Below are 23464 nucleotides of genomic sequence, written 5' to 3' on the forward strand. Positions count from 1 at the left end.
TCGCCGTTCCTACTGCGGCCGCCGCCCGTCCCGCGTCGTCCCGCGGGGCTGGACGACGCTGTCGGGACCGGGTGACATCAGGGATTCATGACCGTCGTCGAAGCGGAGCCGGTACGGGGGAGCGCCCCCGTCGCCGAGCACCTCGACGATCTCCGCGACCCGGTCGTGCTGCCCCACGGTCCTGCCGTGCGTCAGCAGCCGGTCGCCCTTGTGTGCCTCCATCGGGAGCCACCTCCTCGCAGAGGGAGACGGGCCCGTCCGGTGAAGACGGTGCCCATGTCGACAAGTCTATGACCGTACGGGCCGGGTCTCCCGCGCTGCGCCGCGGCCGGCCCGCTGGGTGGCGGCGATGCAGACGAGGACGGCCACCGCCGCGACCGGGGCCGAGGCCGAGATCTCCTCGCCGAGCAGGAGGAAGGACCACACCAGCGTCAGCAGCGGCTGGGCGAGCTGGAGCTGGCTGGCACGGGCGACGCCGATCGCCGCCATGCCCCGGTACCAGACGTACAGCCCGAGGAAGGTCGATCCGGCGGCGACCCACACCAGGCCGACGACGCCGTGCGCGGTCAGGCGGACCGGTTCCAGCGGCAGCGCCACCAGGCTGCCCGCGACCGCGAGCGGCAGGCACAGGACCAGTGCCCAGCCGATCACCTGCCAGCCGGGCATCGTCCGGGCCAGCCGGCCGCCCTCGGTGTACCCGGCCGCGCACACGAGCAGCGCGCCGAAGAGGTACAGGTCGCCGGAGGCGAGGGCCCCGCCGCTCTCCCGCACGGTGAAGGCGATCACCACGGCCGCCCCGGCCAGCGCCGCGCCCCAGAACAGGCGCGAGGGCCGTTCGCCGGTCCGCAGGGTTCCCAGGGCCGCCGTGGTCAGCGGCAGCAGGCCCACGACCACGGCCGCGTGCGAGGTGGTGGAGGTCTGCAGGGCCAGCGTCGTCAGCAGGGGGAAGCCCACCACGACCCCGCCCCCGACGACCGCGAGCCCCGCCCAGTGGCGGCGGGCGGGCGGCGGGATCCGGGCGGCCAGCAGCACGGCGCCCGCCACCAGGGCGGCGAGCACGCTGCGCAGCGCCACCAGCGACCAGGGGCCGAAGCTCTCCAGCCCCCACGCCGTGGCGGGGAAGGTGAGCGAGAACGCCACGACGCCGAGCCCGGCGAGCACGGTGCCGCTCCGGCCGGGCGCGGGCCCGTCGCCGGGCGCCGCCGGAGCGCCCCCGCGAGGGGCCGCCGGAACGGTGCGCGAGGGGGTGTGCTCGGGGAGCGACTCGATGACCGCTATCGATGAAGGCGGGGTAGCGCTATTCTCTGTTCTCATGCAAGAGCGTAGCAGCGTCGCCGAACTGGCCACTTCTCTACGGGCTGAGCTGGACCGCTACTCTCCAGGTGGAAAGCTCCCGTCCAGTCGGGCCCTCGTCGAACGGTTCCGGGTCAGCCCCGTCACCGTCTCCCGTGCCATCGCCCAGCTGGCCGCCGAAGGACTCGTCACCACCCGCCCCGGCTCCGGCGCCTTCCGGGCGCATCCCCGCACCGAGCCGGCCGCCCCGGGCGACACGTCCTGGCAGGAGGTCTCGCTGAGCGGCGACGGAGGGCCCGAGGCGGTCCCCCGTACGGTCGACGCCTCCGGGGTGCTGGTCACGCTCGCCGCACCGCCGCCCGGCGTCATCGAGTTCAACGGCGGTTACCTCCACGCCTCGCTCCAGCCCGAGCGGGCGCTCTCCGCGGCCCTGGCCCGCGCGGGCCGCAGGCCGGGGGCCTGGGGCCGGCCCCCGGCGGACGGCCTGCCCGAGCTGCGGTCCTGGTTCGCCCGTGAGATCGGTCCCGCCGTCTCCGGGGCCGACGTCCTGATCACCGCGGGCGGCCAGAGCGCCCTGGCCACCGCCCTGCGCGCGCTCGCCCCGCCCGGCGCCCCGGTGCTCGTGGAGTCGCCCACCTACCCCGGGATGCTCGCCGCCGCCCGTGCCACCGGCCTGCGTCCCGTCCCCGTCCCGATGGACGCCGACGGGGTCCGCCCCGACCTGCTCGCCGACGCGTTCCGGGCCACCGGCGCCCGGGTCTTCGTCACCCAGCCGCTCTTCCAGAACCCCACCGGGGCGGTCCTCGCCCCCGCCCGGCGCCCCGAGGTGCTGGCCATCGCCCGGGCGGCCGGGGCGTTCGTCGTCGAGGACGACTTCGCCCGGCGGCTCGTCCACGACGACGCCGGGCCGCTCCCCGCACCGCTGGCCGCCGACGACCCCGACGGCGTCGTCGTCCACGTCTGCTCGCTGACCAAGGTGACCTCGCCCAGCCTGCGGGTCGGTGCGCTGGCCGCCCGGGGGCCGGTACTGGAACGGCTGCGGGCCATCCAGGTCGTGGACAGCTTCTTCGTGCCCCGGCCGCTCCAGGAAGCCGCGCTGGAGCTCGTCGGCTCCCCGTCCTGGGGCCGCCACCTGGCCGCCGTCGCCACCGAACTGCGCCACCGCCGTACAGCGATGGCGGCCGCCCTGACCGCCGAGCTTCCCGAGGTCGCGCCGCCGCACCTCCCGGCGGGCGGCGGCAGCCTCTGGCTCCGGCTCCCGGGCGGCTGCGCGGGGACGGACGCCGACGAGCCCGCCGTCGTCGCCGCCGCCCTGCGCGCCTCGGTCGCCATCGCCCCCGGCCGCCCCTACTTCTGCGCCGAGCCCCCGGCCGGACACGTCCGCCTGAGCTTCGCCGCGGTCTCCGGAGCGGGCGAGATCGCGGAGGGTGTCCGCCGGCTGCGCACGGCGTTCGACCGGCTGTCGGGCGACTGAGGGCCGCGCCCGGGCCCGCAAGCCCCCTTGACCAAACAGACGTTCGGCCCGACGATCCCGCCATGACGCTTCGGGTCACCCTGGTCGCAGCGGCGCGCGGCTCCTCCCGAACGGCCGAACGCTTCGACGACGGCCGGCCGCTCGACGATGCCGGCCGGCACGAGGTGCGGTCCGTCGCCCCCGCGCTCGTCCCCCTCGGCGCGGCCGAGCTGCGCTACTGCTCGCCCACCCCGCGCAGCCGGGCCACCGGGAACGCCCTCGGCTTCGCGCCGATGGTCCAGCCGGCCCTGCGCGACTGGGACATGGGGCGCTGGCGCGGACTGACCCTGGGCGAGGCGACCGCCCGGGAACCGGCCGCCGTCGGCCTCTGGCTCACCGACCCGCGCAGTGCCCCGCACGGCGGTGAGACCATGCTCGACTTCATCGGGCGGGTGGGCGGCTGGCTCGACACCCGCCCCGCGGACGACATCCTCGCCGTCGCCGTCGCCGAACCCGCCGTGATCCGGGCCGCCCTCCTCTACGCCCTGAACGCGCCGCCCTCCGCGTACTGGAACCTGGACGTCCGCCCGCTGTCCGCCATCACGCTGACCGGCCTGCCGGGCCGCTGGGTCCTGTGCCTGGAGCCGGGCGTCCGCTGAGCCGGAAAGCGGGCGCGGCCCGGCGGAAACCGGACATCCCACGTGCCGGCCAACCCGGGTTTCGCCTGCGGACGCCAGGAATGTGAGGATGTCACCATGACAACCAAGGTCTACTTCGACATCACCATCGACGACGCGCCCGCAGGGCGGATCACGTTCAACCTGTTCGACGACGTCGTCCCCAAGACGACGGAGAACTTCCGCGCGCTCGCCACCGGCGAGAAGGGCTTCGGCTACGCCGGCTCGTCCTTCCACCGCGTCATCACCGACTTCATGCTCCAGGGCGGCGACTTCACGCGCGGCGACGGCACCGGCGGCAAGAGCATCTACGGCGAGAAGTTCGCCGACGAGAACTTCAAGCTCAAGCACGACCGCGTGGGCCTGCTCTCGATGGCCAACGCCGGTCCGAACACCAACGGCTCGCAGTTCTTCATCACCACCGTGCTCACCCCGTGGCTGGACGGCAAGCACGTGGTCTTCGGCGAGGTCGCCGACGAGGACGGCATGGCCCTGGTCCGCAAGATCGAGGCGCTCGGCTCCCCCAGCGGCCGCACCCGCGCCAAGGTCACCATCGCCGAGTCCGGCGTTCTCTGACCGAGCCCCCGACCGGTCTGCGACCGCTCCGGTTTCCGACGGGCCCGTGGCAGGACCGCTTCCCCGCGTACGTGTACGCGCCGGGGGAGCGGACCGGCCGCGGGCCCGCGGCATGCGCCCGCCCCGACCCCGGTGCCGCCCCGAGGCCGGGCGGGACCGACGTGTCCACGATGGGGGGAGGGGGCGATGCGGCGTTACGCGGGCCGCCCGGGGACCGGGCGCATCCCTTCGCGAACACCGCACCGACAGCGGCGGGCCGGGGGACGGGCTCCGGCTGTGCCGTCGGCCTGTGCGGCGGACGGAAAATCCGAGGGGAGGCGTTCAGCGAGGACGCCCGGGAGACGGCCGGGACGCCGCAGCGGGCGGTGAACCCGGACGAGCCGTCCCGGGGGCGGGGGCGCCGCTCCCGACGCCGTCCCGGCCGGACGCTGAGCGGCTGCCGAGAAGCGGGCGGCTGTCGGCGGCCGGGCCGCACACGGGCCCCGCTCGGCCGGACCGCCGCTGGTCCTTACTCCTGACCGGCGGCCCGCGCGGCCCGCTCGGCGTTGCGCTCCTTGATGCGAGCGGCCTCCTTGCGCACCTCCGCCTGCGTGGCGCGCTCCTGCCGCAGCCACTCCGGCATCTCGTCCTTCAGCGCCTCGATCTGCTCGGTGGTGAGCGGCTCGGTGACCCCGCCGCGGGCGAGCCCCGCGATGGAGACGCCGAGCTTCGCGGCGACGACCGGGCGGGGGTGCGGGCCGGTGCGGCGCAGCTCCACGAGCCAGGCGGGCGGGTCGGTCTGGAGGGCGTTCAGCTCGGTGCGGGAGACGGCACCCTCCTGGAACTCGGCGGGGGTGGCCTGGAGGTACACACCCAGCTTCTTCGCCGCCGTGGCGGGCTTCATGGACTGGGCGGTCTTGTGCGACGTCATGGGTCCAGGGTATCGACCATGGGACATACCTCCGACCACCGACCGGTAGCCTGACCTCGTGACAGGCTCGGACACCCCCTCATCCTTCAGACTCGCGTACGTCCCCGGCGTGACGCCCACCAAGTGGGTGAGGGTCTGGCACGAGCGGCTGCCCCGCACCCCGCTGGAGCTCGTCCAGGCCACCGCGGCCGACGCCCCGGGACTGCTGGTGGACGGCGGAGCCGACGCCGGTCTCGTACGGCTGCCGGTCGACCGGTCCGTCCTGAGCGCGATCCCCCTCTACACCGAGACGACCGTCGTCGTGATCCCCAAGGACCACGTGGCGACCGCCGCCGAGGAGGTGTCGCTCGACGATCTGTCCGACGAGATCGTGCTGCACCCCCTCGACGACGTCCTCGGCTGGGATTCCCCGCCCGGCCGCCCCGCCTTCGAGCGCCCGGCGACCACGGCGGACGCGGTCGAGCTGGTCGCGGCGGGCGTGGGCGTCCTGCTCGTCCCGCAGTCCCTGGCCCGCCTGCACCACCGCAAGGACCTCACCTACCGGCCGGTCCGGGAAGCCCCCGAGTCGCGGATCGCGCTGTCCTGGCCCGAGGCGGAGACCACCCCCGACCTGGTGGAGGAGTTCATCGGGATCGTCCGGGGCCGGACCGTCAACAGCACCCGGGGCCGCGTGGGCGCCGAACGGCAGCGCCCCACGGAGAAGGCCAAGGAGAAGGCCGGGGACAAGCAGCGGTCCGGCGGGTCGGACGGCGCCCGGCAGAAGCCCGCGGCGGGCGGGAAGCCCTCCTCGGGCGGGCGCTCCGCCCAGCGTGCCGGAGGCCGCGGCGGACAGGGCGGCAAGCGCACGGGCGGCCAGAGCGGCAAGCGCGGGAAGCCGCGCGGCCGGTAGCGCACCGAGCGGCCCGGTCCCCGCGGTCCCGGCCGGGCGCCCGAGGAACGCCACCCCGCGCCGGTTCGCTCGTTGATGGGGCGACCGCCGTACGCAGGGGAGCGCCCGTCCGATGCCGAACATCCGCAGAACCCAGCACCGTGGCCTCATCGGGATGCTGCTCGTCGCCGTGGTCTTCACCGGCCTCCAGCTGACGGCGGTCACGGGACGAGCCTCGCCCGACACCAAGAACTACCTCTCCTACGCTCTGAGCCTCAGCGGTGAGAGCCGTGCGGAGGCGGGCCGCCGGGCCGTCGCGTACACGTGCGAGAGCGCGCGGCACGCGCCTTCGCCCACGATCCCCTGGACCAGCGGGAAGGCGCCGGGGGAGACCGGGGAGCAGTGCGTGCGCCGGCTGAACGACTCGATGGCGTACTGGACCCGGCGGGGAAACACGTCCGGCATGACGGCGCCGTTCGCCAACCGGCGGTTCATGGCCATCTTCGAGGCCAGGCCGGGCTACCCGCTGTTCCTGGTCCCCTTCGTGACGGTCCTCGGGGTGACGTGGGGCCTCTGGCTGGCCGGCCTCCTCGTCGCGCTCGCCGGAAGCGTCTGCGTCCTGCTCACTCTCCGCGCGGCGGGCGCTTCCCGGCGCGCCGGCCTGGCCGGGCAGGCGCTGTACCTCGCCCTGCCCACCGGCACCGTCGCCATGAACCCCCTGAGCGACGGGCTCTCCCTGGCGCTCGGCACGGCGGTCGTCCTCGGCTGCACGCTGCTGCTGCGGGACCGGCCGACCGGTACGCCCCGTACCGCCGGGCCCCGTGCGAGCGCGGGGCGATGGGCGGGCGCGGCCGGGCCCCGTACCGGCGTGGCGCTCGTCGTGGGCGGGCTCGCGCTGATGTTCCCCGTCCGCTACTCGCAGGCACTGCTGCTGGCGGCCGCTCTGGCGGCCGTCCTCCTGATCCGGGCGGCGTGGCTCCACCGGAAGGGGCGGCGGCCCGCTCCCGTGCTCCGGGCGGCCGGACTGTGCGGGGTGCTGGCGGTGCTCGTCCACGCCGGTGCGCACCTCCTGTCCTGGCCGATGGGCCAGGACAGCGCCCAGGACCTGCTGACCCATCACTACCAGCGCCCCGACCGGCCCGACCCCTGGCCCGAGTTCTTCGCCCGGGAGCGGGTCTTCTGGTCGGCCTGGCTCCGGCTCCAGGCGAGCCGGCCGGTCCTGCCCGCCCTGCTCGCGCTCTCCGCCTGGGCCCTGCTGAGACGGCGATCGGCGGTGCTGCCGGTGGCCGTGGCCGCCGCGGCGGCCGGCCTCCTCAACCAGGCGGGCCACCCGAACCTGGACCAGCTGCTCGGCCACCGCCTCATCGTGTTCGTCTGGCTGCTGCCCGTCCTGGCGGTCCCCCTGCTCCTGGACCGGCCGCGGACCGAGGGAGCCTCACCGCTCCCCGCGCAGCCGGAGAAGGTAGGCGGCGGTCAGCGCGACGGCGCGGTCCGCGTCGTCCAGCAGGCGGGTGAGGGCGCGTGAGGCCGTAGCCCCCGGGATACCCGCCAGCGCCTGGGTCAGCCGTCCGCGCGCGGGCGCCCCGGTGGCGTCCTGGTCCAGCCGGCCGACGAGGAGGGAGGCGATCCGGTCCGCCGCGTCCCCGGCGGCCAGGACGTGCAGAGCGTCCGCCGCTTCGGTGTCGTTCTCCCCGGCGGCGATCAGGTCCACGAGCACCGGGACCGCCGCCGCTTCGCCCCGGGCCCCGAGCGTCAGGGCGGCGTGGCCGCGGACCACGGCGTCGGGGCTCGCGACGGCGGCCCGCAGCACGGCGTCCGCCTCGTCGCCGGGCAGCTCGGCGAGGGCCCGCACGGCACGTTCCCGTACGGCCCCCACCGGGGAGTCGAGCCCCTGGGCCAGCAGGGCCGTGCCGCCGCCCGAGCGTGCCAGGGCCCACCGGAGGGCCCCGGAGACGTACGGGTCGCTCTCCCCGAGCGCCGCCTCGGCCAGGGCCTCGGCCGGGACGTCGTCGGCCGAGGCCAGGGCCGCCCGGTGGCGGGCGGCGGCGTTCTCGTCCCCGAGGGCCCGCAGGAGGGCGAGGACCTGAAGGACCTCCTCCCAGCCGGCCGGTTCCCGGGCGTGGACCCGGTGCAGCCGGGTGAGCAGCTCGGTCTCCGCGGCGATGCGCTCGCGCGTGCGGCGGATGAGGTCGTCGACGAGCGCCGAAGGCGTGAAGCCGGGGTCGTCGAGGGCGCGCCCGATCTCCCGCAGAGACAGCCCCAGCGCGCGCAGGCTCTCGATGTGGAAGATCCGCCGGATGTCCTCCCCGGAGTACTCCCGGTAGCCGGAGCCGGTGCGGCCCGAGGGCCGTACCAGGCCGAGCGACTCGTAGTGCCGGAGCATGCGGGCGCTGACGCCGGACCGCCGCGCGACCTCACCGATCAACACGCGCTACGCCCCTCCCTCGCCGCCGCCCGCCCCGCCGAGGGCCACGGCCCGCTCCGCCTCCTCCAGGGCGAAGGCGAATCCGGTGTCCGGCTCGTGCCACATCCGCTCGGTGGCGAGGGCGTGCGCGCGTACCGCCGGGTCGGGGGCCCGCCGCGCGTCCTCCAACGCCGGCGCCATCGCCCCGCCCAGGGCGATCAGCGCCTGGCTGAGGCTCAGCCGCGTCGCGCGTCCACCGCGCCCGAGCCCCGTCACCAGCACCGCCGCCAACGCGGCCTCCTCTCCTTCCGGTACGAGCAGGACCGCCGCCCGCCAGGCACTGCGCGCCACCTCCTCGTCGGCGTCGGTCAGTACGGCCCGTGTGATCGCCGACCACCCCCGGGGATCCCCGACCTTGGACAGGGTGTGCAGCGCCTGACTCCGTGCCTGCGCCCGCTCCGAGCGGACCTCGCCGAGCAGCCGGGGCAGCGTGTCGGCGACCGGATGGCGGGTGAGCGCCCAGGTGAGCATGTCGCGGACGAAGAACTCCGGCTCGACCGCGCACCTCTCGATCAGCCCTTCCACGCAATGCGGGGCCGGGGCCGAACCGATCACCAGAGCGGCGCGCAGCCGCACCGACGCGTCCTCGTCCCGCAGCGCCCGCAGCGCCGCCCCCTCGTCCGTCCCCTGCCGTCCCGTGACCGTCACCGAGACCACCTCCTCGGTGGACAGTGAAGGGCTTGTCACCGTGTCAAGGTCAACCCGGCCCGGACGCCCCCCCCGGCTCAGGGGCCGCGCCAGACGTTGGCGAAGGCGGTGTTCTCGATGGTCCGCCTCTGCCGTACGGCCTCCAGCTCCATCACCGCCTCGTGGACGGTGGCGACCACGGTGGTCACCGTCTCGTCGCCGAGGCCGGACCCGTCCTCCTCGGGCCGCTCCCCGCCGAGGCCCACGGCCGACGCGAGGGAGGCCAGCACGGGGTCCCCCTCCTCCCGGCGGGCCACGGCCCGGCGGCGTGCGGGCGTGTCCACCGGCTCCACCTCCTTGGGCCCGAAGGGGAGCAGGCCGCTCCGCTTCCGGGTGAGTTCGCCGTCCTCCTCCAGCGCGTCCTGGTAGGCGGCCGCGAGGTCCCGGCCCCGGCGCCACAGCCAGTCCTCGACCCGCTCGTACGGCGGCTGCCGGGTGATCCCCTCCGCGGCGGCGGCGAGCAGCCGGTCCTCGGGCACCGACGACCCGCCCGGGACGACGAGGTCGCCGTCCACGGTGACGGTCCCCGCCTCCAGCAGGTCGAGCAGTTCGGCCCCGGCGAGCGCGAGGGACAGGTCGCCCTGTCCCACCGCCTGCTCCGGCGCGGGGTCCAGCGCGATGATGAACAGGTCTTTCGCCGTGGTCATGAAGGGTTCCCCTCGAAGGCATCGACGCGATCGGCGCAGGCGGGCCCCCGCCGGCCCGCCCGGCGGGGCGCCGGTTCGGGGGCGGGCGACTGCTGCGACCAGTATCGCCCCCGTCCGCTCCGGTCCGGCGGCCGCGGCGCAGCGCGAAGGCCTCAAGCACCGGTGAGCCGCCCGGGGGCGCAGCGCGTGGCGGCCTCGTCACCGCGCCAGGGCGGCGAGGGCGGCGGTCGCGGCGGCGAGGAGTGTCACGACCGCGGCGAACGCCGCCGCGGCGCGCGTGATCGCGGCGGGGTACGTGGCGCCGTCCAGACGGGCGAGCTTGCCCGCCACGGCGGCGGCCAGGACGGCCAGGACGAGGGCCACGGCGGTGCCGAGCAGAACGGTGGCGAAATCGGACATGACGACTCCCGGAGGTGTGAGGGCTCGGGCTGGTGCGTCGAAGGTCCCGTGGACGCCGTTCGGCGGGGTTCGGGGGAGTCGAAGACGAACACGGGTGAACACGGCTGAACGACCCCGCGTCGTCGGCGGGTTCAGAAGCGGTCGGGGAAGCAGGGACCCGGCACCTGGCCGTCGAACGCGTCGAGCGAGGGCCAGGGGGCGTGGACGCCGCCCTCCGTCTCGGCCTCCAGGAACCACTGCAGCTCGTGGAAGAGGAGCGAGTCGATCTGGAAATCGGCCAGGAACACCATGGCGGTGCCGTAGACCTCGTCGTACACGTCCGCCACCGCCGCATCGGACGGGTACCGTTCCTCCAGCACCACGGCGAGGTAGACGAGGAGGAGCATCACCTCCACCCCGTCGCGGCGGCTCTTGATCCGGTTCTTGAACGCGAGGCATTCGTCCGCGCACCGCACCATCAGTGCGGGGAGCGCCGGATCGTCGAGGCGCACGGAGCGGTGGACCTCCACAGCTCGGATCCTCAGCCGGACCAAAGGGGAATCCCCCAGCTTCCCGTGGAGCACGCGGAGCAGACTCGTGGGCCGCCGGTCCAGGTAGTCGTAGGTGAACCGGGTCTCGTGGGGCTCCGAAGACCCGCCGGTCCGGTCCCCGGCACGCTCCGGCGGCGGGGCCGCGCGCCCGGAAGCCGCTGCGGCCGGTGCGTCGCCGACCGTGCGGGCGAGGGCCCGGAGTTCGAGCAGCGGGTCGGCCGGCGTCCTCAGGGCTTGCGCCAGGGAGACGAGCGTGGCTTCGCTCGGTAGGGTCTCGCCGTTGAGCGCCTGACTGGTCGTGGTGCGACCGAGCCCGGCGCGGTGGGCGAGGCCCCCCATGCTGAGGCCCCGCTCCACCCGGAGGCGCCGAAGAAGGCGCTTCAGCCTCTCCAGAGCCGCTCCCGCGGTCTGTTCCGGCCGCGCCTCCGCCGGAAACACCGCACCGGCCGGTCCGGGCCCGCCCGGGTGCTCGTCTGTGTCCATGCGGCTGTCCATGCCGACAGCCTGCACGGCGGAACCCCTCGCCGGGAGCGAAAGCGCACACCCGGCCACGCGGCCCGCCGCCCGGAACCGAAGCGCCCCTTCGCGGCCCGGTGCGCCCCGGTCGGCACACTCTTTGCATAAAACTGCGTGTGTGCGTATAGTCATGCCATCGATCAGGAGGGTTGCCGATGGCGGTACGAGCAGCAGTGGCAGGGGCGAGCGGATACGCCGGCGGGGAACTGCTCCGTCTTCTCCTGGCGCACCCCGGGGTCGAGATCGGCGCCCTCACCGGGCACTCCAACGCCGGGCAGACGCTCGGATCGCTCCAGCCGCACCTGCGGCCCCTCGCGCACCGGGTGCTGGAGCCCACGACCGCCGACGTGCTCGCCGGGCACGACGTCGTCTTCCTCGCGCTGCCGCACGGGCAGTCCGCCGCCGTCGCCGAGCAGCTCGGGCCGGAGGTCCTCGTCGTCGACATGGGGGCGGACTTCCGGCTGAAGGACGCGGGGGACTGGGAGGCGTTCTACGGCTCCCCGCACGCCGGGACCTGGCCCTACGGGCTGCCCGAGCTGCCGGGCGGGCGGGCCGCGCTCGCCGGGGCGAAGCGGATCGCGGTGCCCGGCTGCTACCCGACCGCGGTGTCCCTCGCGCTCTTCCCGGCGTACGCGGCCGGCATCGCCGAACCGGAAGCCGTGATCGTCGCCGCGTCGGGCACCTCCGGTGCGGGCAAGGCGGCCAAGCCGCACCTGCTCGGCTCCGAGGTGATGGGCAGCATGACCCCCTACGGCGTCGGCGGCGGGCACCGCCACACGCCCGAGATGGTCCAGAACCTCAGCGCCGCCGCCGGTGAACGGGTCGCCGTCTCCTTCACCCCCACCCTCGCCCCCATGCCGCGCGGCATCCTCGCCACGTGCAGCGCGAAGGCGAGGCCCGGGGTGAGCGCGGAGAGCCTGCGCGCGGTGTACGAGAAGGCGTTCGCGGACGAACCGTTCACGGACCTCCTGCCCGAGGGGCGGTGGCCCGCCACCGCCGCGGTGTACGGCTCCAACGCCGTACAGGTCCAGGTCGCCCACGATCCCGCCGCCGGGCGGATCGTCGTCGTCTGCGCCATCGACAATCTCGCCAAGGGCACCGCGGGCGGCGCCCTCCAGAGCATGAACATCGCCCTCGGACTCCCCGAGGACACAGGTCTCACGACGATCGGAGTGGCACCGTGAGCGTCACGGCAGCACAAGGGTTCTCGGCGGCGGGCATCGCCGCGGGAATCAAGGAGAGCGGGAACCCGGACCTGGCCCTCGTGGTCAACCACGGCCCGCGCCGCGCCGCCGCGGGCGTCTTCACCTCCAACCGCGTCAAGGCCGCCCCCGTCCTCTGGTCGGAGCAGGTACTCAAGGGCGGCGAGGTCACCGCCGTCGTCCTCAACTCCGGTGGCGCCAACGCCTGTACGGGCCCGCAGGGCTTCCAGGACACCCACGCCACCGCCGAGAAGGCCGCCGAGGTGCTCCCGGGCCACAGCGCGGGCGAGATCGCCGTCGCCTCCACCGGGCTCATCGGCATCCCGCTCCCCATGGACAAGCTGCTGCCCGGCATCGAGAAGGCCGCCGCCGCCCTCAGCGAGCACGGCGGCGAGAAGGCCGCCATCGCCATCAAGACCACCGACACCGTGCACAAAACGGCCGTCGCGGGCGGGGCGGGCTGGACCGTCGGCGGCATGGCCAAGGGCGCGGGCATGCTCGCCCCGGGCCTCGCCACCATGCTCGTCGTCCTGACCACCGACGCCGACGTGGAGGCCCCCGCGCTGGACGCCGCACTGCGCGACGCCACCCGCACCACCTTCGACCGGGTCGACTCCGACGGCTGCATGTCCACCAACGACACCGTGCTGCTCCTCGCCTCCGGCGCCAGCGGCATCACCCCGGAGCGGGCCGAGTTCGCCGAGGCCGTACGGACCGTCTGCGCCGACCTCGCCCGCCAGCTCATCGGCGACGCCGAGGGCGCGTCCAAGGACATCCGGATCGAGGTGGTCAACGCGGCCACCGAGGACGACGCCGTCGAGGTCGGCCGGTCCATCGCCCGCAACAACCTCCTCAAGTGCGCCATCCACGGCGAGGACCCCAACTGGGGCCGGGTCCTCTCGGCGATCGGCACCACGAAGGCCGCCTTCGAGCCGGACCGGCTCAACGTCGCCATCAACGACGTCTGGGTCTGCAAGGGCGGCCAGGTGGGCGAGGACCGCGACCTCGTCGACATGCGCTACCGGGAGGTCAGGATCACCGCCGACCTCGCCGCCGGCTCCGAGTCCGCCGTCATCTGGGCCAACGACCTCACCGCGGACTACGTCCACGAGAACAGCGCGTACAGCTCATGACGACGGCGCGGAAGCACACCGCACTCCCGAAGGCGCAGATCCTCATCGAGGCGCTGCCCTGGCTGACCCGCCACCACGGCAGGACCGTCGTCATCAAGTTCGGCGGCAACGCCATGATCGACGAGGAGCTGAAGGCCGCCTTCGCCCAGGACGTCGTCTTCCTGCGGCACGCCGGGCTCAAGCCCGTCGTCGTGCACGGCGGCGGCCCCCAGATCAGCGCCCAGCTGGACAAGCAGGGCCTGGTCAGCGAATTCAAGGCGGGGCTGCGCGTCACCACCCCCGAGGCGATGGACGTCGTCCGGATGGTGCTCGCCGGGCAGGTCCAGCGCGAACTGGTCGGCCTCCTCAATCAGCACGGCCCCCTCGCCGTCGGTATGACCGGCGAGGACGCCCACACCATCACCGCCACCCAGCACCGGCCCACCATCGACGGCGAGTCCGTGGACATCGGCAGGGTCGGCGAGATCACCGCCATCGACACCGGAGCCCTCCAGGCGCTGCTGGACGACGGCCGCATCCCGGTCGTCTCCTCCATCGCCCGCTCCGCCGACGACCACCACGTCTACAACGTCAACGCCGACACCGCCGCCGCCGCGCTCGCCGCCGCGCTGAACGCCGAGACGCTGATGGTCCTCACCGACGTCGAGGGGCTGTACGAGGACTGGCCCCACAGCGACGACGTCATCAGCCGGCTCACCGCGAGCCAGCTGGAGAAGCTGCTGCCCGAGCTGTCCAGCGGCATGGTCCCCAAGATGCAGGGCTGTCTGCACGCCGTGCGCAACGGCGTCGAGACCGCCCGCGTCATCGACGGCCGCGTCCAGCACGCGATCCTGCTGGAGATCTTCACCGACGAGGGCATCGGCACCATGGTCGTGCCGGACGCCCCCATCGACGTGCACACCGGGACCGACCAGGGGGAATCATGACGACCGACACCGACACCGGAAGCGAGACCGCCGCCGGAACCGGCACCGCGCTCACCTCGCGCTGGCAGGGCGCGCTGATGGACAACTACGGCACCCCCCGCCTGCCCCTCGTCCGCGGCGAGGGCGCCCACGTCTGGGACGAGGACGGCGCCCGCTACCTCGACTTCGTCGGCGGTATCGCGGTCAACGCTCTCGGCCACGCCCACCCCGCCGTCGTCCGGGCCGTCTCCACCCAGATCGCCTCCCTCGGCCATGTGTCGAACCTGTTCATCGCCGAGCCGCCCGTCGCGCTCGCCGAGCGGCTGCTCCAGCTGTTCGGCCGCCGGGGCCGGGTCTTCTTCGCCAACTCCGGCGCGGAGGCCAACGAGGCCGCGTTCAAGATCGGCCGGCTCACCGGACGCACCCGCATGGTCGCCACCGGCGGCGGCTTCCACGGCCGGACGATGGGAGCGCTCGCCCTGACCGGCCAGCCGGGGAAGCAGGAGCCCTTCCGCCCGCTGCCCGGCGATGTCACCCATGTGCCGTACGGAGACGTGGACGCCCTGCGCGCAGCGGTGACCACCGACACCGCGCTGGTGATCATCGAGCCGATCCAGGGCGAGAACGGCGTCGTCGTCCCGCCCAAGGGCTACCTGGAAGCCGCCCGGGAGATCACCCGGGCCACCGGCGCCCTCCTCGTCCTGGACGAGGTCCAGACCGGGATCGGGCGCTGCGGCCAGTGGTTCGAGCACCAGGCCCACCAGGGCGTCGAGCCGGACGTCGTCACGCTCGCCAAGGGGCTCGGCGGCGGCCTGCCGATCGGCGCGACGGTCGCCTTCGGCCCGGCGGCCGACCTGTTGAAACCGGGGCACCACGGCACGACGTTCGGCGGCAACCCGGTCGCCTGCGCCGCCGGACTCGCCGTCCTGGACACCCTCGCGGCCGACGGCGCACTCGACGAGGTCAAGCGGCTCGGAGAGAGGATCCGGGCCGGCGTGGAGGCGTGGGGACACCCGCTGGTCTCCCACGTCCGCGGTGCGGGCCTGCTGCTGGGTATCGTGCTCACCGGACCCCTCGCACCGCAGGTGCAGCAGGCGGCCCAGGGAGCCGGCCTCCTGGTGAACGCGCCCGCCCCCGATGTCGTACGGCTCATGCCGCCGCTGATCATCGGTGACGCGGAGGTGGACGCGTTCCTGGAGATCCTGCCGGGCGCTCTCGACGCGGCACACGGGGACGGACGATCCGGAGCATGACCCTCCGGAGAATGAGGCGACGACGATGACCGAGGCGCAGGAAACCGAGCACGGCGGACCGTCCGTGCCGCAGACCCGCACCGCCCGCCACCGCCGGATCGTGGACATCCTGAACCGGCAGCCGGTCCGCTCCCAGAGCCAGTTGGCCAAGCTCCTCGCCGACGACGGGCTGAGCGTCACGCAGGCGACGCTCTCCCGCGACCTGGACGAGCTGGGCGCGGTGAAGATCCGCAACACCGGCGGCGAGCTGATCTACGCGGTGCCCAGCGAGGGGGGATTCCGCACCCCCCAGGCCCCGCTGGGAGGCTCGGCCAAGGAGGAGCGGATGCGCCGGCTCTCGGCCGAACTGCTCATCTCGGCGGAGGCGTCGGCCAACCTCGTGGTGCTGCGCACCCCGCCGGGTGCGGCCCAGTTCCTCGCCTCGGCCATCGACCAGGCCGAACTCCACGACATCCTCGGCACCATCGCCGGGGACGACACGCTGATGCTCATCAGCCGCGACCCCCACGGTGGCCAGGCGCTCGCCGACCACCTGCTGAGGCTCGCTCAGAACGACCGCTGAGCGCCCCCGTTCAGTAGCGCGTGATCGCGGTCGGGCCCGCCGAGGTCCCGACCGCGATGTGCGGGGCGCGCTCCGGGTCCGCCCAGGCGAGGATCTCCGCCATCGCGCCGGCCGGGACCGAGACGCATCCGGCCGTCGCCCCGCGCCCGTTCACATGCAGGAAGATGCCCGCGCCCCGGCCCCGTACGGGCCGCTCGTAGTTGAAGCCGATCACCAGCGCCCGGGCGTACTGCGTGCCGTAGGAGAGAAGGTGCTCCGCCTCGTCCGCCCGGCAGTGGGCCGGGAGCGGTTCCACCCAGCGGTTGTACGCCTCCGAGTCGTTGTCCTGGCACCACCAGGAGGCGTCGTTCGCCTTCCGGTACGGGTACCTCGTGCCGGCCGGGGCGTCCTCGGAGCCGAAGGCGTACGGCAGGTCGTACAGCCCGGTCGGCGTGGTGCCGGTGCCCTGCTCCCGGGCCGCCCCCTCGACCAGTCCGTTCGCCCCGAACCGCGCGGGGGCGGACCCCGCCTCGGCCCACCGGCCGCCGCGCCGCTCCCACCAGGTCACCGTGCCCGTCGTGGAGGCGGCGTCCGGGGCTTCGGCGGTGATCAGCTGGGAGCCGCCGCCGGTGTCGGCGAGCCGGTCCGGCAGCGGAGGCGCGTCCGCGGCGTCGGAGGGGCCGGCCCCGAGGGAGCTGGCCAGGGCGAGGAGTACGGCGGCGGTCACCAGTGGTCTGCGCATGCTCCGGACCGTACGGCCGCCGGGGAGGCGCCCCCACCGGGCCTGCTCCGTACGGCCCAGCGGCACGCTCCGCCGGCCGGCGCCGCTTCCGGCGGCCTCGGCCGCGTGCTCCGTGGTCAGGGCCCGAGAAGCGCCAGGATTATCCGTTCATACGCCCAGTCCCACCACTCTGACCTGCCGCTTTGACAAAGCATACGGGCAACCGCATAGTTATACCCATCAGTGATTGCACCGTAAGGAGAAACCCGTGACCGAGCGCGTCGTACTCGCCTACTCGGGCGGCCTGGACACCTCCGTCGCCATCGGCTGGATCGCCGAGGAGACGGGCGCCGAGGTCATCGCCGTCGCCGTGGACGTCGGCCAGGGCGGCGAGGACCTGGACGTCATCCGCAAGCGCGCGCTCGCCTGCGGTGCCGTCGAGGCCGAGGTCGCGGACGCCAAGGACGAGTTCGCCGAGGAGTACTGCCTCCCGGCGATCAAGGCCAACGCCCTCTACATGGACCGCTACCCGCTGGTCTCGGCGCTCTCCCGGCCGACCATCGTCAAGCACCTCGTCGCCGCGGCCCGGAAGCACGGCGCCGGGATCGTCGCCCACGGCTGCACCGGCAAGGGCAACGACCAGGTCCGGTTCGAGGCCGGCATCTCCGCGCTCGGCCCCGACCTGAAGTGCATCGCCCCGGTCCGCGACTACGCCATGACCCGGGACAAGGCGATCGCCTTCTGCGAGGAGAAGAACCTCCCGATCGCGACCACCAAGAAGTCCCCGTACTCCATCGACCAGAACGTCTTCGGGCGTGCGGTGGAGACGGGCTTCCTGGAGGACATCTGGAACGCGCCGATCGAGGACATCTACGAGTACACCTCCGACCCCGCCGCCCCGCGCGAGGCCGACGAGGTCGTCATCTCCTTCAAGGAGGGCGTGCCGGTCGCCCTCGACGGCCGCCCCGTCACCGTCCTCCAGGCGATCCAGCAGCTCAACGAGCGGGCCGGGGCCCAGGGCGTCGGCCGGATCGACATGGTCGAGGACCGGCTCGTGGGCATCAAGTCCCGCGAGGTGTACGAGGCGCCCGGCGCGATCGCGCTGATCACCGCCCACCAGGAGCTGGAGAACGTCACCGTCGAGCGCGAACTGGCCCGCTACAAGCGGCAGGTCGAGCAGCGCTGGGGCGAGATGGTCTACGACGGCCTGTGGTTCTCCCCGCTGAAGCGGGCTCTGGACGGCTTCATCAACGAGGCCAACCAGCACGTCACCGGCGACATCCGGATGACCCTGCACGGCGGCCGTGCCGTCGTCACCGGCCGGAAGTCCGAGGAGTCGCTGTACGACTTCAACCTCGCCACCTACGACTCGGGCGACACCTTCGACCAGTCCAAGGCGCAGGGCTTCATCGAGATCTTCGGCCTCTCCTCGAAGATCGCCGCCAAGCGCGACCTCGTCTGACCCTTCCTCGTTGTACAGCCGCCTCCCCTCCCACGCGGCGGGGAGGCGGCCGCATATCCGCACCCTGCCTTCGCTTACGTCTTCCACGTCTTCGCCTGGGCCCTCCCCTTCCAAGGAGCACGCAGTGAGCAGCAACAACGGTGACGTCCGGCTCTGGGGCGCGCGGTTCGCCGACGGACCGGCCGAGGCCCTGGCCAAACTGTCCGCCTCCGTCCACTTCGACTGGCGGCTCGCCCCGTACGACATCGCCGGCTCCCGCGCCCACGCCCGCGTCCTCCACAAGGCCGGCCTGCTCACCGAGGACGAGCTGACCCGGATGCTCGCCGGGCTCGACCGGCTGGAGGCCGACGTCGCGGACGGCTCCTTCACCGGCACCGTCGCCGACGAGGACGTCCACACCGCCCTGGAGCGCGGCCTCCTGGAACGGCTCGGCCCCGACCTCGGCGGCAAGCTCCGGGCCGGCCGCTCGCGGAACGACCAGATCGCCACGCTCTTCCGGATGTACCTGCGCGACCACGCCCGGATCATCGGCGGTCTCCTCGCCGACCTCCAGAGCGCGCTGACCGGCCTCGCCAAGGCCCACGCCGACGTCGCGATGCCGGGCCGCACCCACCTCCAGCACGCCCAGCCCGTCCTCTTCGCCCACCACGTGCTCGCCCACGTCCAGTCCCTCTCCCGGGACGCGGAGCGGCTGCGCCAGTGGGACGCGCGCACCGCCGTCTCCCCGTACGGCTCCGGGGCGCTCGCCGGATCCTCGCTCGGGCTCGACCCGGAGGCGGTCGCCGCCGACCTGGGCTTCGAGCACGGTTCGGTCGCCAACTCCATCGACGGCACCGCCTCGCGGGACTTCGTCGCGGAGTTCGCCTTCATCACCGCGATGATCGGCGTCAACCTCTCCCGGATCGCGGAGGAGGTCATCATCTGGAACACGAAGGAGTTCTCCTTCGTCACCCTCCACGACGCCTTCTCCACCGGCTCCTCGATCATGCCGCAGAAGAAGAACCCGGACATCGCGGAGCTGGCCCGGGGCAAGTCCGGCCGCCTCATCGGCAACCTGACCGGCCTGCTCGCCACGCTCAAGGCGCTCCCGCTCGCGTACAACCGGGACCTCCAGGAGGACAAGGAGCCCGTCTTCGACTCCTGCGACCAGCTCGAAGTCCTGCTCCCCGCCTTCACCGGCATGATGGCCACCCTCACCGTCAACCGCGAGCGGATGGAGGAACTGGCCCCGGCCGGCTTCTCGCTCGCCACCGACGTCGCGGAGTGGCTGGTCAAGCAGGGCGTCCCCTTCCGGGTGGCCCACGAGGTCGCCGGAGCCTGCGTCAAGGAGTGCGAGCGGCACGGCATCGAGCTGGACCAGCTCACCGACGAGCAGTTCGCCGCGATCTCCGGGCACCTGACCCCCGAGGTGCGCACGGTCCTCAACGTCCGGGGCGCGCTGGCCTCCCGCGACGGCCGGGGCGGAACGGCCCCCTCCGCCGTCGCCGTACAGCTCGCCGAGGTCAAGGAGGACCTGGCGGCCCAGTACGCGTGGGCGGCCGCCCGCCGGTAGGAGGTCCGCCCCCGGCGCGGCGGCGCACCGGATGGGCGAAGGGTGTCGCGGGCGGCGCTCCCCGGGGTAGGAGTATCCGAAACCCGACCCGAGGAGTCCCTGATGCCCTTCGCCGCCCTGGCCGCCGCGACGACCCCGACCGCCCACATCGGGCTGGGCCTGGCCGCCGTCGGGAGGCCCGGCTACATCAACCTCCACCGAGACCGGGACCTGCCCGCCGACCGCGACCCCGACGCCCTGCGCGCCCGCGCCCACGAACTGCTGGACGCGGCCTACGCCCAGGGCGTCCGGTACGTCGACACCGCCCGCTCCTACGGCCGCGCCGAGGAGTTCCTCGCGGAGTGGCTGAACGCCCGGCCCTCCTTCACCGACCTCGTCGTGGGCTCCAAATGGGGCTACACCTACACCGCCGGCTGGAGCGCCGACGCCGAGCGGCACGAGGTCAAGGACCACAGCCTCGCCGCCTTCGAGCGCCAGTACGCCGAGACCCGGGACCTCCTCGGGGAGCGGCTCAGCCTTTACCAGGTCCACTCCGTGACCCCGGACAGCCCCGCGCTCACCGACAAGGAACTGCTCCACCGCCTCGCCGCCCTGGCCGCCGACGGCGTCACCGTCGGACTCTCCACCAGCGGGCCCGCCCAGGCCGACGCGATCCGGGCCGCCCTCGCCGTCACGGTCGACGGCGAGCCCCTCTTCCGTACGGTCCAGGCCACCTACAACGCGCTGGAGACCTCGGCCGCGCCCGCGCTCGCCGAGGCCCACGACGCCGGGCTCACCGTGATCGTCAAGGAGGGCATGGCCAACGGCCGCCTCGCCGGGGAGGAGGCGCCCGCCGTGTTCCAGGAGATCGCCGCCGACGCGGGGGTGGGAGGCGACGCGGTCGCCCTCGCGCTGGTCCTCCACCAGCCCTGGGCGGACGTCGTGCTCTCCGGGGCCGTCACGGCGGCCCAGCTCTCCGGGAACCTCCACGCCGCCGTCGTCGACCTGGACGAGGAGCAGCGGGCGGGCCTCGACGCCCTGGTCGAGGAGCCGGAGGCGTACTGGCGGCACCGCGCGGGGCTGCCCTGGCACTGACACCCGCACGGGTGGCGGGCCCCGGCGCCCTTCCGCCCCGGCGCGCCCGGACCCGGACGCCGCAGACGCCGCTGCGGCCCCGGGGCCCGCCCGCCCCGGCACGCCCCGGAGCGGGGCTTCGCGGCCTCAGGGACTCGTCAGGACCACGAGTTCCCGGGTCGCCCGGGTCATCGCCACATAGCGGTCGACCGCCCCCGCGACGCCCCCGCCGAAGCCCTCCGGATCGACGAGGACGACCAGGTCGAACTCCAGGCCCTTCGCCAGCTCCGGGGTCAGCGACCGCACCCGGGGCGTCGCCGGGAACGCGGGCGCGCCGATGACGCAGGCGCTCCCGTCCTCGTGCGCGGCGAGCCACCGTCCGAGGACGGTCTCCAGCTCGTCGGCGCGGCCGCGGGTGACCGGGATGCCGCTGCTGCGGACGGAGACCGGCACGTTGGCGTCGGGGAGCACGGCCCGGACGACCGGCGCCGCCTCCGCCATGATCTCTTCCGGCGTGCGGTAGTTGATGGTGAGGGAGGCCAGGGTGATCCGGTCGAGGCCGACCCGCTCCAGCCGCTCCCGCCACGGTTCGGGGAACCCGTGCCGGGCCTGCGCCCGGTCCCCGACGACGGTGAAGCTCCGGGAGGGGCAGCGCTGGATCAGCATCTGCCACTGGGCGTCGGTCAGTTCCTGCGCCTCGTCCACGACGATGTGGGCGAACGGCCCGGACAGCAGGTCGGGCTCCACCCCGCCCGGCCGGTCGGCGGTGGCCAGCGTCTCCCGCAGGTCCGCCCCGCGCAGCATCACCAGTGCGCCCTCGCCGTCCGCGTCCGCGTCGGCCAGCGTCTCGTCCGCGAGCAGGCTGTCGACGACCCGGTCCATCTGCTCGCGTTCGGCGGCGGCAGCCGCCTCGTGGCGGCGCCTGCGCCGGGACGCCTCCGGATCCCCGAGCCGCTGCCGTGCCGCGTCGAGGATCGGCAGGTCGGACTCGGTCCACGCCCGCGCGTCCGCCCGCTGCAGCCGCCGCACCTCCTCGGAGGACAGCCAGGGGGCGCAGGTGCGCAGATAGGCGGGTACGGACCAGAGGTCGCCGACCAGGTCGGCCGCCTCGATCAGCGGCCAGGCACGGTCCAGGAGCGCGGACAGCTCCCGGTTCCGCCGCAGCGAGGCGCGCAGCTGATCCTCGGGCGCTTCGCCGTCGTGCTTGTCCACGAGGATCGTCAGCAGTTCCTCCCCGATCTGGTCGCGCGCCTCGTTGTGCGGGGTTCCCGGCTCCGCCGCCCCGAAGGCGGCGGCCCAGTCGGCGGGGCTCAGCCAGATGTCGGACCAGTGGGTCTCCACCAGCACGCCCTCGGTGGGCGGTTCCTCGTAGAAGCGGACGGCGGCCTCGACCGCTTTCACCAGCTCCGCCGACGCCTTCAGCCGCGCCACCTCCGGATCGCTCTCGGTCCCCGCCGCCGCGCCCTCCGCGACCAGGTCCCGCAGGGTGCACGTCTGGACGCCCTCCTCTCCGAGGCTGGGCAGGACGTCGGCGACGTACCCGAGGTAGGGCTCGTGCGGGCCGACGAACAGCACGCCCCCGCGGCGGTGGGCCAGGCGCGGGTCGGAGTAGAGGAGATAGGCCGAGCGGTGCAGGGCGACGACGGTCTTCCCGGTGCCGGGCCCGCCGTCGACGACGAGCGTGCCCCGGGAGCCCGCCCGGATGACGGCGTCCTGGTCGGCCTGGATGGTGCCCAGCACGTCGCGCATCCGGGCCGAGCGGGTGGAGCCGAGGCTCGCGATGAACGCGGACTGGTCGTCCAGCGCGGCGGCGTGCCCGGCGAAGCCCTCCGGGGCGAACACCTCGTCCCAGTAGTCGCTGATCCGGCCGCCGGTCCAACGGTAGCGGCGGCGGCTCGCCAGGCCCATCGGGTCGGCGTGGGTGGCTCCGAAGAACGGCTCGGCGGCGGGCGAGCGCCAGTCGACCAGCAGCCGGCGGCCCGAGCTGTCGGTCAGGCCGAGCCGCCCCACGTACAGCGGGCCGGAGCCGTCGGCGGCGACCATGCGCCCCAGGCACAGGTCCAGGCCGAACCGGCGCAGGGCGCGCAGCCGGGCGGTCAGCCGGTGGATCTCCACATCCCGGTCCATCGCCTGCCGGCTCGCCCCGCCGGGCGCGCGGCGCTCGGCCGCGAGCCGGTCGGTCAGCTCCGCGACCGACTGCTCCAGGCAGTGGGCGATGTCCGCGAAGTGCCGCTCGTCGTCGGCGATCAGCACCGGGTCGGCCTTGGCGGAGAGGCGGTCGGGGAGGTCGAACGCGCGGGTGGTCAGGGGGTTCACGTCGTCGGTTCCGATCTGCGGGAGTGAGGTGGGCGGCGTCCCGTCCCGGCTACGGCGGACGATTCTGCGGCATATGGGGGGTCTTGCCGCAAGACCCCCCATGCGCTATAAGTTGAGAGTGGCGAGGAGAGGATTCACCTCCGGCCGCTTTTTCTTTTCCGGGACCTTTCGCTTCCCCTTCGCCGCCCTCCTCCGGGCGATCGCGCCCCTTCACCGCCCTTTCTCCGGCGGTGCCGCCCCGCGCACCCTCCGTCCGCCCCTTCGCCCGTGGCAGCGCCGACGCCTTCCCTCGATGAGACTTCGATG

The 23464-nt window shown here is 74.2% G+C and carries 23 protein-coding genes; 13 read left to right on the forward strand and 10 right to left on the reverse strand.

Translation table 11 applies throughout. The features are described 5' to 3' along the window. Window positions 1-9: 9 nt before the first annotated feature. Entirely contained in the window at window positions 10-222 is a 213-nt protein-coding gene (locus tag AMK24_RS18045; protein ID WP_073769799.1) for a DUF1918 domain-containing protein, read from the reverse strand. Between the two features lie 66 nt (window positions 223-288). Next, window positions 289-1314 carry a DMT family transporter gene (locus tag AMK24_RS18050; protein WP_079190549.1) on the reverse strand — a complete coding sequence of 342 codons (1026 nt, stop codon included), beginning with the start codon at window positions 1312-1314 and terminating at the stop codon, window positions 289-291. Here AMK24_RS18050 and AMK24_RS18055 point away from each other — a divergent pair. The 3 genes from AMK24_RS18055 to AMK24_RS18065 all read left to right on the forward strand — a co-directional run bounded on the left by AMK24_RS18055 (window position 1313) and on the right by AMK24_RS18065 (window position 3999). Continuing rightward, window positions 1313-2767, forward strand: a complete 1455-nt coding sequence (locus AMK24_RS18055; protein ID WP_073769801.1) for an aminotransferase-like domain-containing protein — start codon at window positions 1313-1315, stop codon at window positions 2765-2767. The two genes, AMK24_RS18050 and AMK24_RS18055, sit on opposite strands and share 2 nt — an antisense overlap. Before the next feature lie 62 nt (window positions 2768-2829). Beyond that, a complete protein-coding gene (locus AMK24_RS18060; protein ID WP_073769802.1) occupies window positions 2830-3405 on the forward strand; it encodes a histidine phosphatase family protein in 576 nt (191 codons plus the stop codon). Window positions 3406-3501: 96 nt separating this feature from the next. Continuing rightward, a complete protein-coding gene (locus AMK24_RS18065) occupies window positions 3502-3999 on the forward strand; it encodes a peptidylprolyl isomerase (protein ID WP_073769803.1) in 498 nt (165 codons plus the stop codon). A gap of 508 nt (window positions 4000-4507) precedes the next feature. Here AMK24_RS18065 and AMK24_RS18070 read toward each other — a convergent pair. Then, window positions 4508-4909, reverse strand: a complete 402-nt coding sequence (locus AMK24_RS18070) for a DUF5997 family protein (protein ID WP_073769804.1) — start codon at window positions 4907-4909, stop codon at window positions 4508-4510. 58 nt (window positions 4910-4967) lie between these two features. Between AMK24_RS18070 and AMK24_RS18075 the strand changes: the two genes are divergently transcribed. Both AMK24_RS18075 and AMK24_RS18080 read left to right on the forward strand, forming a co-directional pair. After that, a complete protein-coding gene (locus AMK24_RS18075; protein WP_073769805.1) occupies window positions 4968-5798 on the forward strand; it encodes a LysR family substrate-binding domain-containing protein in 831 nt (276 codons plus the stop codon). 112 nt (window positions 5799-5910) lie between these two features. Beyond that, window positions 5911-7302: a hypothetical protein gene (locus AMK24_RS18080; RefSeq protein WP_073769806.1), complete on the forward strand. Its 1392-nt coding sequence runs from the start codon at window positions 5911-5913 to the stop codon at window positions 7300-7302. On the opposite strand, the gene AMK24_RS18085 is transcribed toward AMK24_RS18080, so the two are convergent. The 5 genes from AMK24_RS18085 to AMK24_RS33210 form a co-directional block, all read right to left on the reverse strand. After that, window positions 7213-8205 (reverse strand): MerR family transcriptional regulator, encoded by a 993-nt coding sequence (locus tag AMK24_RS18085; protein ID WP_073769807.1) that lies wholly within the window; start codon window positions 8203-8205, stop codon window positions 7213-7215. The two genes, AMK24_RS18080 and AMK24_RS18085, sit on opposite strands and share 90 nt — an antisense overlap. A gap of 3 nt (window positions 8206-8208) precedes the next feature. After that, complete coding sequence (locus AMK24_RS18090) at window positions 8209-8928, reverse strand: HEAT repeat domain-containing protein (protein ID WP_073769808.1); 720 nt, start codon at window positions 8926-8928, stop codon at window positions 8209-8211. Window positions 8929-8966: 38 nt separating this feature from the next. Continuing rightward, window positions 8967-9575 (reverse strand): GOLPH3/VPS74 family protein, encoded by a 609-nt coding sequence (locus tag AMK24_RS18095; protein ID WP_073769809.1) that lies wholly within the window; start codon window positions 9573-9575, stop codon window positions 8967-8969. Between the two features lie 198 nt (window positions 9576-9773). Beyond that, the gene (locus tag AMK24_RS18100) at window positions 9774-9974 is read right to left on the reverse strand and encodes a hypothetical protein (RefSeq protein ID WP_073769810.1); all 201 of its coding nucleotides are present in this window, start codon (window positions 9972-9974) and stop codon (window positions 9774-9776) included. A 131-nt stretch (window positions 9975-10105) separates the two neighbouring features. Next, window positions 10106-10987, reverse strand: coding sequence for a helix-turn-helix domain-containing protein (locus tag AMK24_RS33210; protein WP_073769811.1), 882 nt, complete (start codon window positions 10985-10987; stop codon window positions 10106-10108). A 188-nt stretch (window positions 10988-11175) separates the two neighbouring features. On the opposite strand from AMK24_RS33210, the gene argC reads away from it, so the two are divergent. The 5 genes from argC to AMK24_RS18130 are packed head-to-tail and all read left to right on the forward strand — an operon-like array spanning window position 11176 to window position 16075. Beyond that, window positions 11176-12204, forward strand: coding sequence for an N-acetyl-gamma-glutamyl-phosphate reductase (gene argC / locus AMK24_RS18110; protein WP_073769812.1), 1029 nt, complete (start codon window positions 11176-11178; stop codon window positions 12202-12204). Next, a complete protein-coding gene (gene argJ, locus AMK24_RS18115; protein WP_073769813.1) occupies window positions 12201-13355 on the forward strand; it encodes a bifunctional glutamate N-acetyltransferase/amino-acid acetyltransferase ArgJ in 1155 nt (384 codons plus the stop codon). The genes argC and argJ overlap by 4 nt, the downstream gene beginning before the upstream one ends. After that, a complete protein-coding gene (gene argB, locus AMK24_RS18120; protein WP_073769814.1) occupies window positions 13352-14281 on the forward strand; it encodes an acetylglutamate kinase in 930 nt (309 codons plus the stop codon). The genes argJ and argB overlap by 4 nt, the downstream gene beginning before the upstream one ends. Further along, window positions 14278-15513: an acetylornithine transaminase gene (locus AMK24_RS18125; RefSeq protein WP_073769815.1), complete on the forward strand. Its 1236-nt coding sequence runs from the start codon at window positions 14278-14280 to the stop codon at window positions 15511-15513. Before argB ends, AMK24_RS18125 begins: the two co-directional genes overlap by 4 nt. A 25-nt stretch (window positions 15514-15538) precedes the next feature. Beyond that, window positions 15539-16075: an arginine repressor gene (locus tag AMK24_RS18130; protein WP_073769816.1), complete on the forward strand. Its 537-nt coding sequence runs from the start codon at window positions 15539-15541 to the stop codon at window positions 16073-16075. A 10-nt stretch (window positions 16076-16085) separates the two neighbouring features. Here the strand turns inward: AMK24_RS18130 and AMK24_RS18135 are convergent, their stop codons facing one another. Further along, window positions 16086-16796 (reverse strand): L,D-transpeptidase family protein, encoded by a 711-nt coding sequence (locus tag AMK24_RS18135; RefSeq protein ID WP_073769983.1) that lies wholly within the window; start codon window positions 16794-16796, stop codon window positions 16086-16088. Window positions 16797-17043: 247 nt separating this feature from the next. On the opposite strand from AMK24_RS18135, the gene AMK24_RS18140 reads away from it, so the two are divergent. From AMK24_RS18140 to AMK24_RS18150, 3 genes are all read left to right on the forward strand, one after another. Further along, window positions 17044-18237 (forward strand): argininosuccinate synthase, encoded by a 1194-nt coding sequence (locus tag AMK24_RS18140; RefSeq protein WP_073769817.1) that lies wholly within the window; start codon window positions 17044-17046, stop codon window positions 18235-18237. Window positions 18238-18361: 124 nt separating this feature from the next. Then, window positions 18362-19789 (forward strand): argininosuccinate lyase, encoded by a 1428-nt coding sequence (gene argH, locus AMK24_RS18145; protein ID WP_073769818.1) that lies wholly within the window; start codon window positions 18362-18364, stop codon window positions 19787-19789. A gap of 102 nt (window positions 19790-19891) precedes the next feature. Beyond that, window positions 19892-20863: an aldo/keto reductase gene (locus AMK24_RS18150; protein WP_073769819.1), complete on the forward strand. Its 972-nt coding sequence runs from the start codon at window positions 19892-19894 to the stop codon at window positions 20861-20863. A 126-nt stretch (window positions 20864-20989) separates the two neighbouring features. On the opposite strand, the gene helR is transcribed toward AMK24_RS18150, so the two are convergent. Further along, complete coding sequence (helR, locus tag AMK24_RS18155) at window positions 20990-23158, reverse strand: RNA polymerase recycling motor ATPase HelR (protein WP_073769820.1); 2169 nt, start codon at window positions 23156-23158, stop codon at window positions 20990-20992. Window positions 23159-23464: the final 306 nt, after the last annotated feature.

The sequence above is a fragment of the Streptomyces sp. CB02366 genome (assembly GCF_001905905.1).
Lineage (GTDB): Bacteria > Actinomycetota > Actinomycetes > Streptomycetales > Streptomycetaceae > Streptomyces.

Excerpts from the sequence above, each read along its gene's own strand:
- AMK24_RS18045 (WP_073769799.1), bottom strand. The coding sequence starts at position 222 with ATGGAGGCACACAAGGGCGACCGGCTGCTGACGCACGGCAGGACCGTG.
- AMK24_RS18055 (WP_073769801.1), top strand. The coding sequence starts at position 1,313 with ATGCAAGAGCGTAGCAGCGTCGCCGAACTGGCCACTTCTCTACGGGCT.
- AMK24_RS18050 (WP_079190549.1), bottom strand. The coding sequence starts at position 1,314 with ATGAGAACAGAGAATAGCGCTACCCCGCCTTCATCGATAGCGGTCATC.
- AMK24_RS18060 (WP_073769802.1), top strand. The coding sequence starts at position 2,830 with ATGACGCTTCGGGTCACCCTGGTCGCAGCGGCGCGCGGCTCCTCCCGA.
- AMK24_RS18065 (WP_073769803.1), top strand. The coding sequence starts at position 3,502 with ATGACAACCAAGGTCTACTTCGACATCACCATCGACGACGCGCCCGCA.
- AMK24_RS18070 (WP_073769804.1), bottom strand. The coding sequence starts at position 4,909 with ATGACGTCGCACAAGACCGCCCAGTCCATGAAGCCCGCCACGGCGGCG.
- AMK24_RS18080 (WP_073769806.1), top strand. The coding sequence starts at position 5,911 with ATGCCGAACATCCGCAGAACCCAGCACCGTGGCCTCATCGGGATGCTG.
- AMK24_RS18095 (WP_073769809.1), bottom strand. The coding sequence starts at position 9,575 with ATGACCACGGCGAAAGACCTGTTCATCATCGCGCTGGACCCCGCGCCG.
- AMK24_RS18100 (WP_073769810.1), bottom strand. The coding sequence starts at position 9,974 with ATGTCCGATTTCGCCACCGTTCTGCTCGGCACCGCCGTGGCCCTCGTC.
- AMK24_RS33210 (WP_073769811.1), bottom strand. The coding sequence starts at position 10,987 with ATGGACACAGACGAGCACCCGGGCGGGCCCGGACCGGCCGGTGCGGTG.
- argC (WP_073769812.1), top strand. The coding sequence starts at position 11,176 with ATGGCGGTACGAGCAGCAGTGGCAGGGGCGAGCGGATACGCCGGCGGG.
- argB (WP_073769814.1), top strand. The coding sequence starts at position 13,352 with ATGACGACGGCGCGGAAGCACACCGCACTCCCGAAGGCGCAGATCCTC.
- AMK24_RS18125 (WP_073769815.1), top strand. The coding sequence starts at position 14,278 with ATGACGACCGACACCGACACCGGAAGCGAGACCGCCGCCGGAACCGGC.
- AMK24_RS18130 (WP_073769816.1), top strand. The coding sequence starts at position 15,539 with ATGACCGAGGCGCAGGAAACCGAGCACGGCGGACCGTCCGTGCCGCAG.
- AMK24_RS18135 (WP_073769983.1), bottom strand. The coding sequence starts at position 16,796 with ATGCGCAGACCACTGGTGACCGCCGCCGTACTCCTCGCCCTGGCCAGC.
- AMK24_RS18150 (WP_073769819.1), top strand. The coding sequence starts at position 19,892 with ATGCCCTTCGCCGCCCTGGCCGCCGCGACGACCCCGACCGCCCACATC.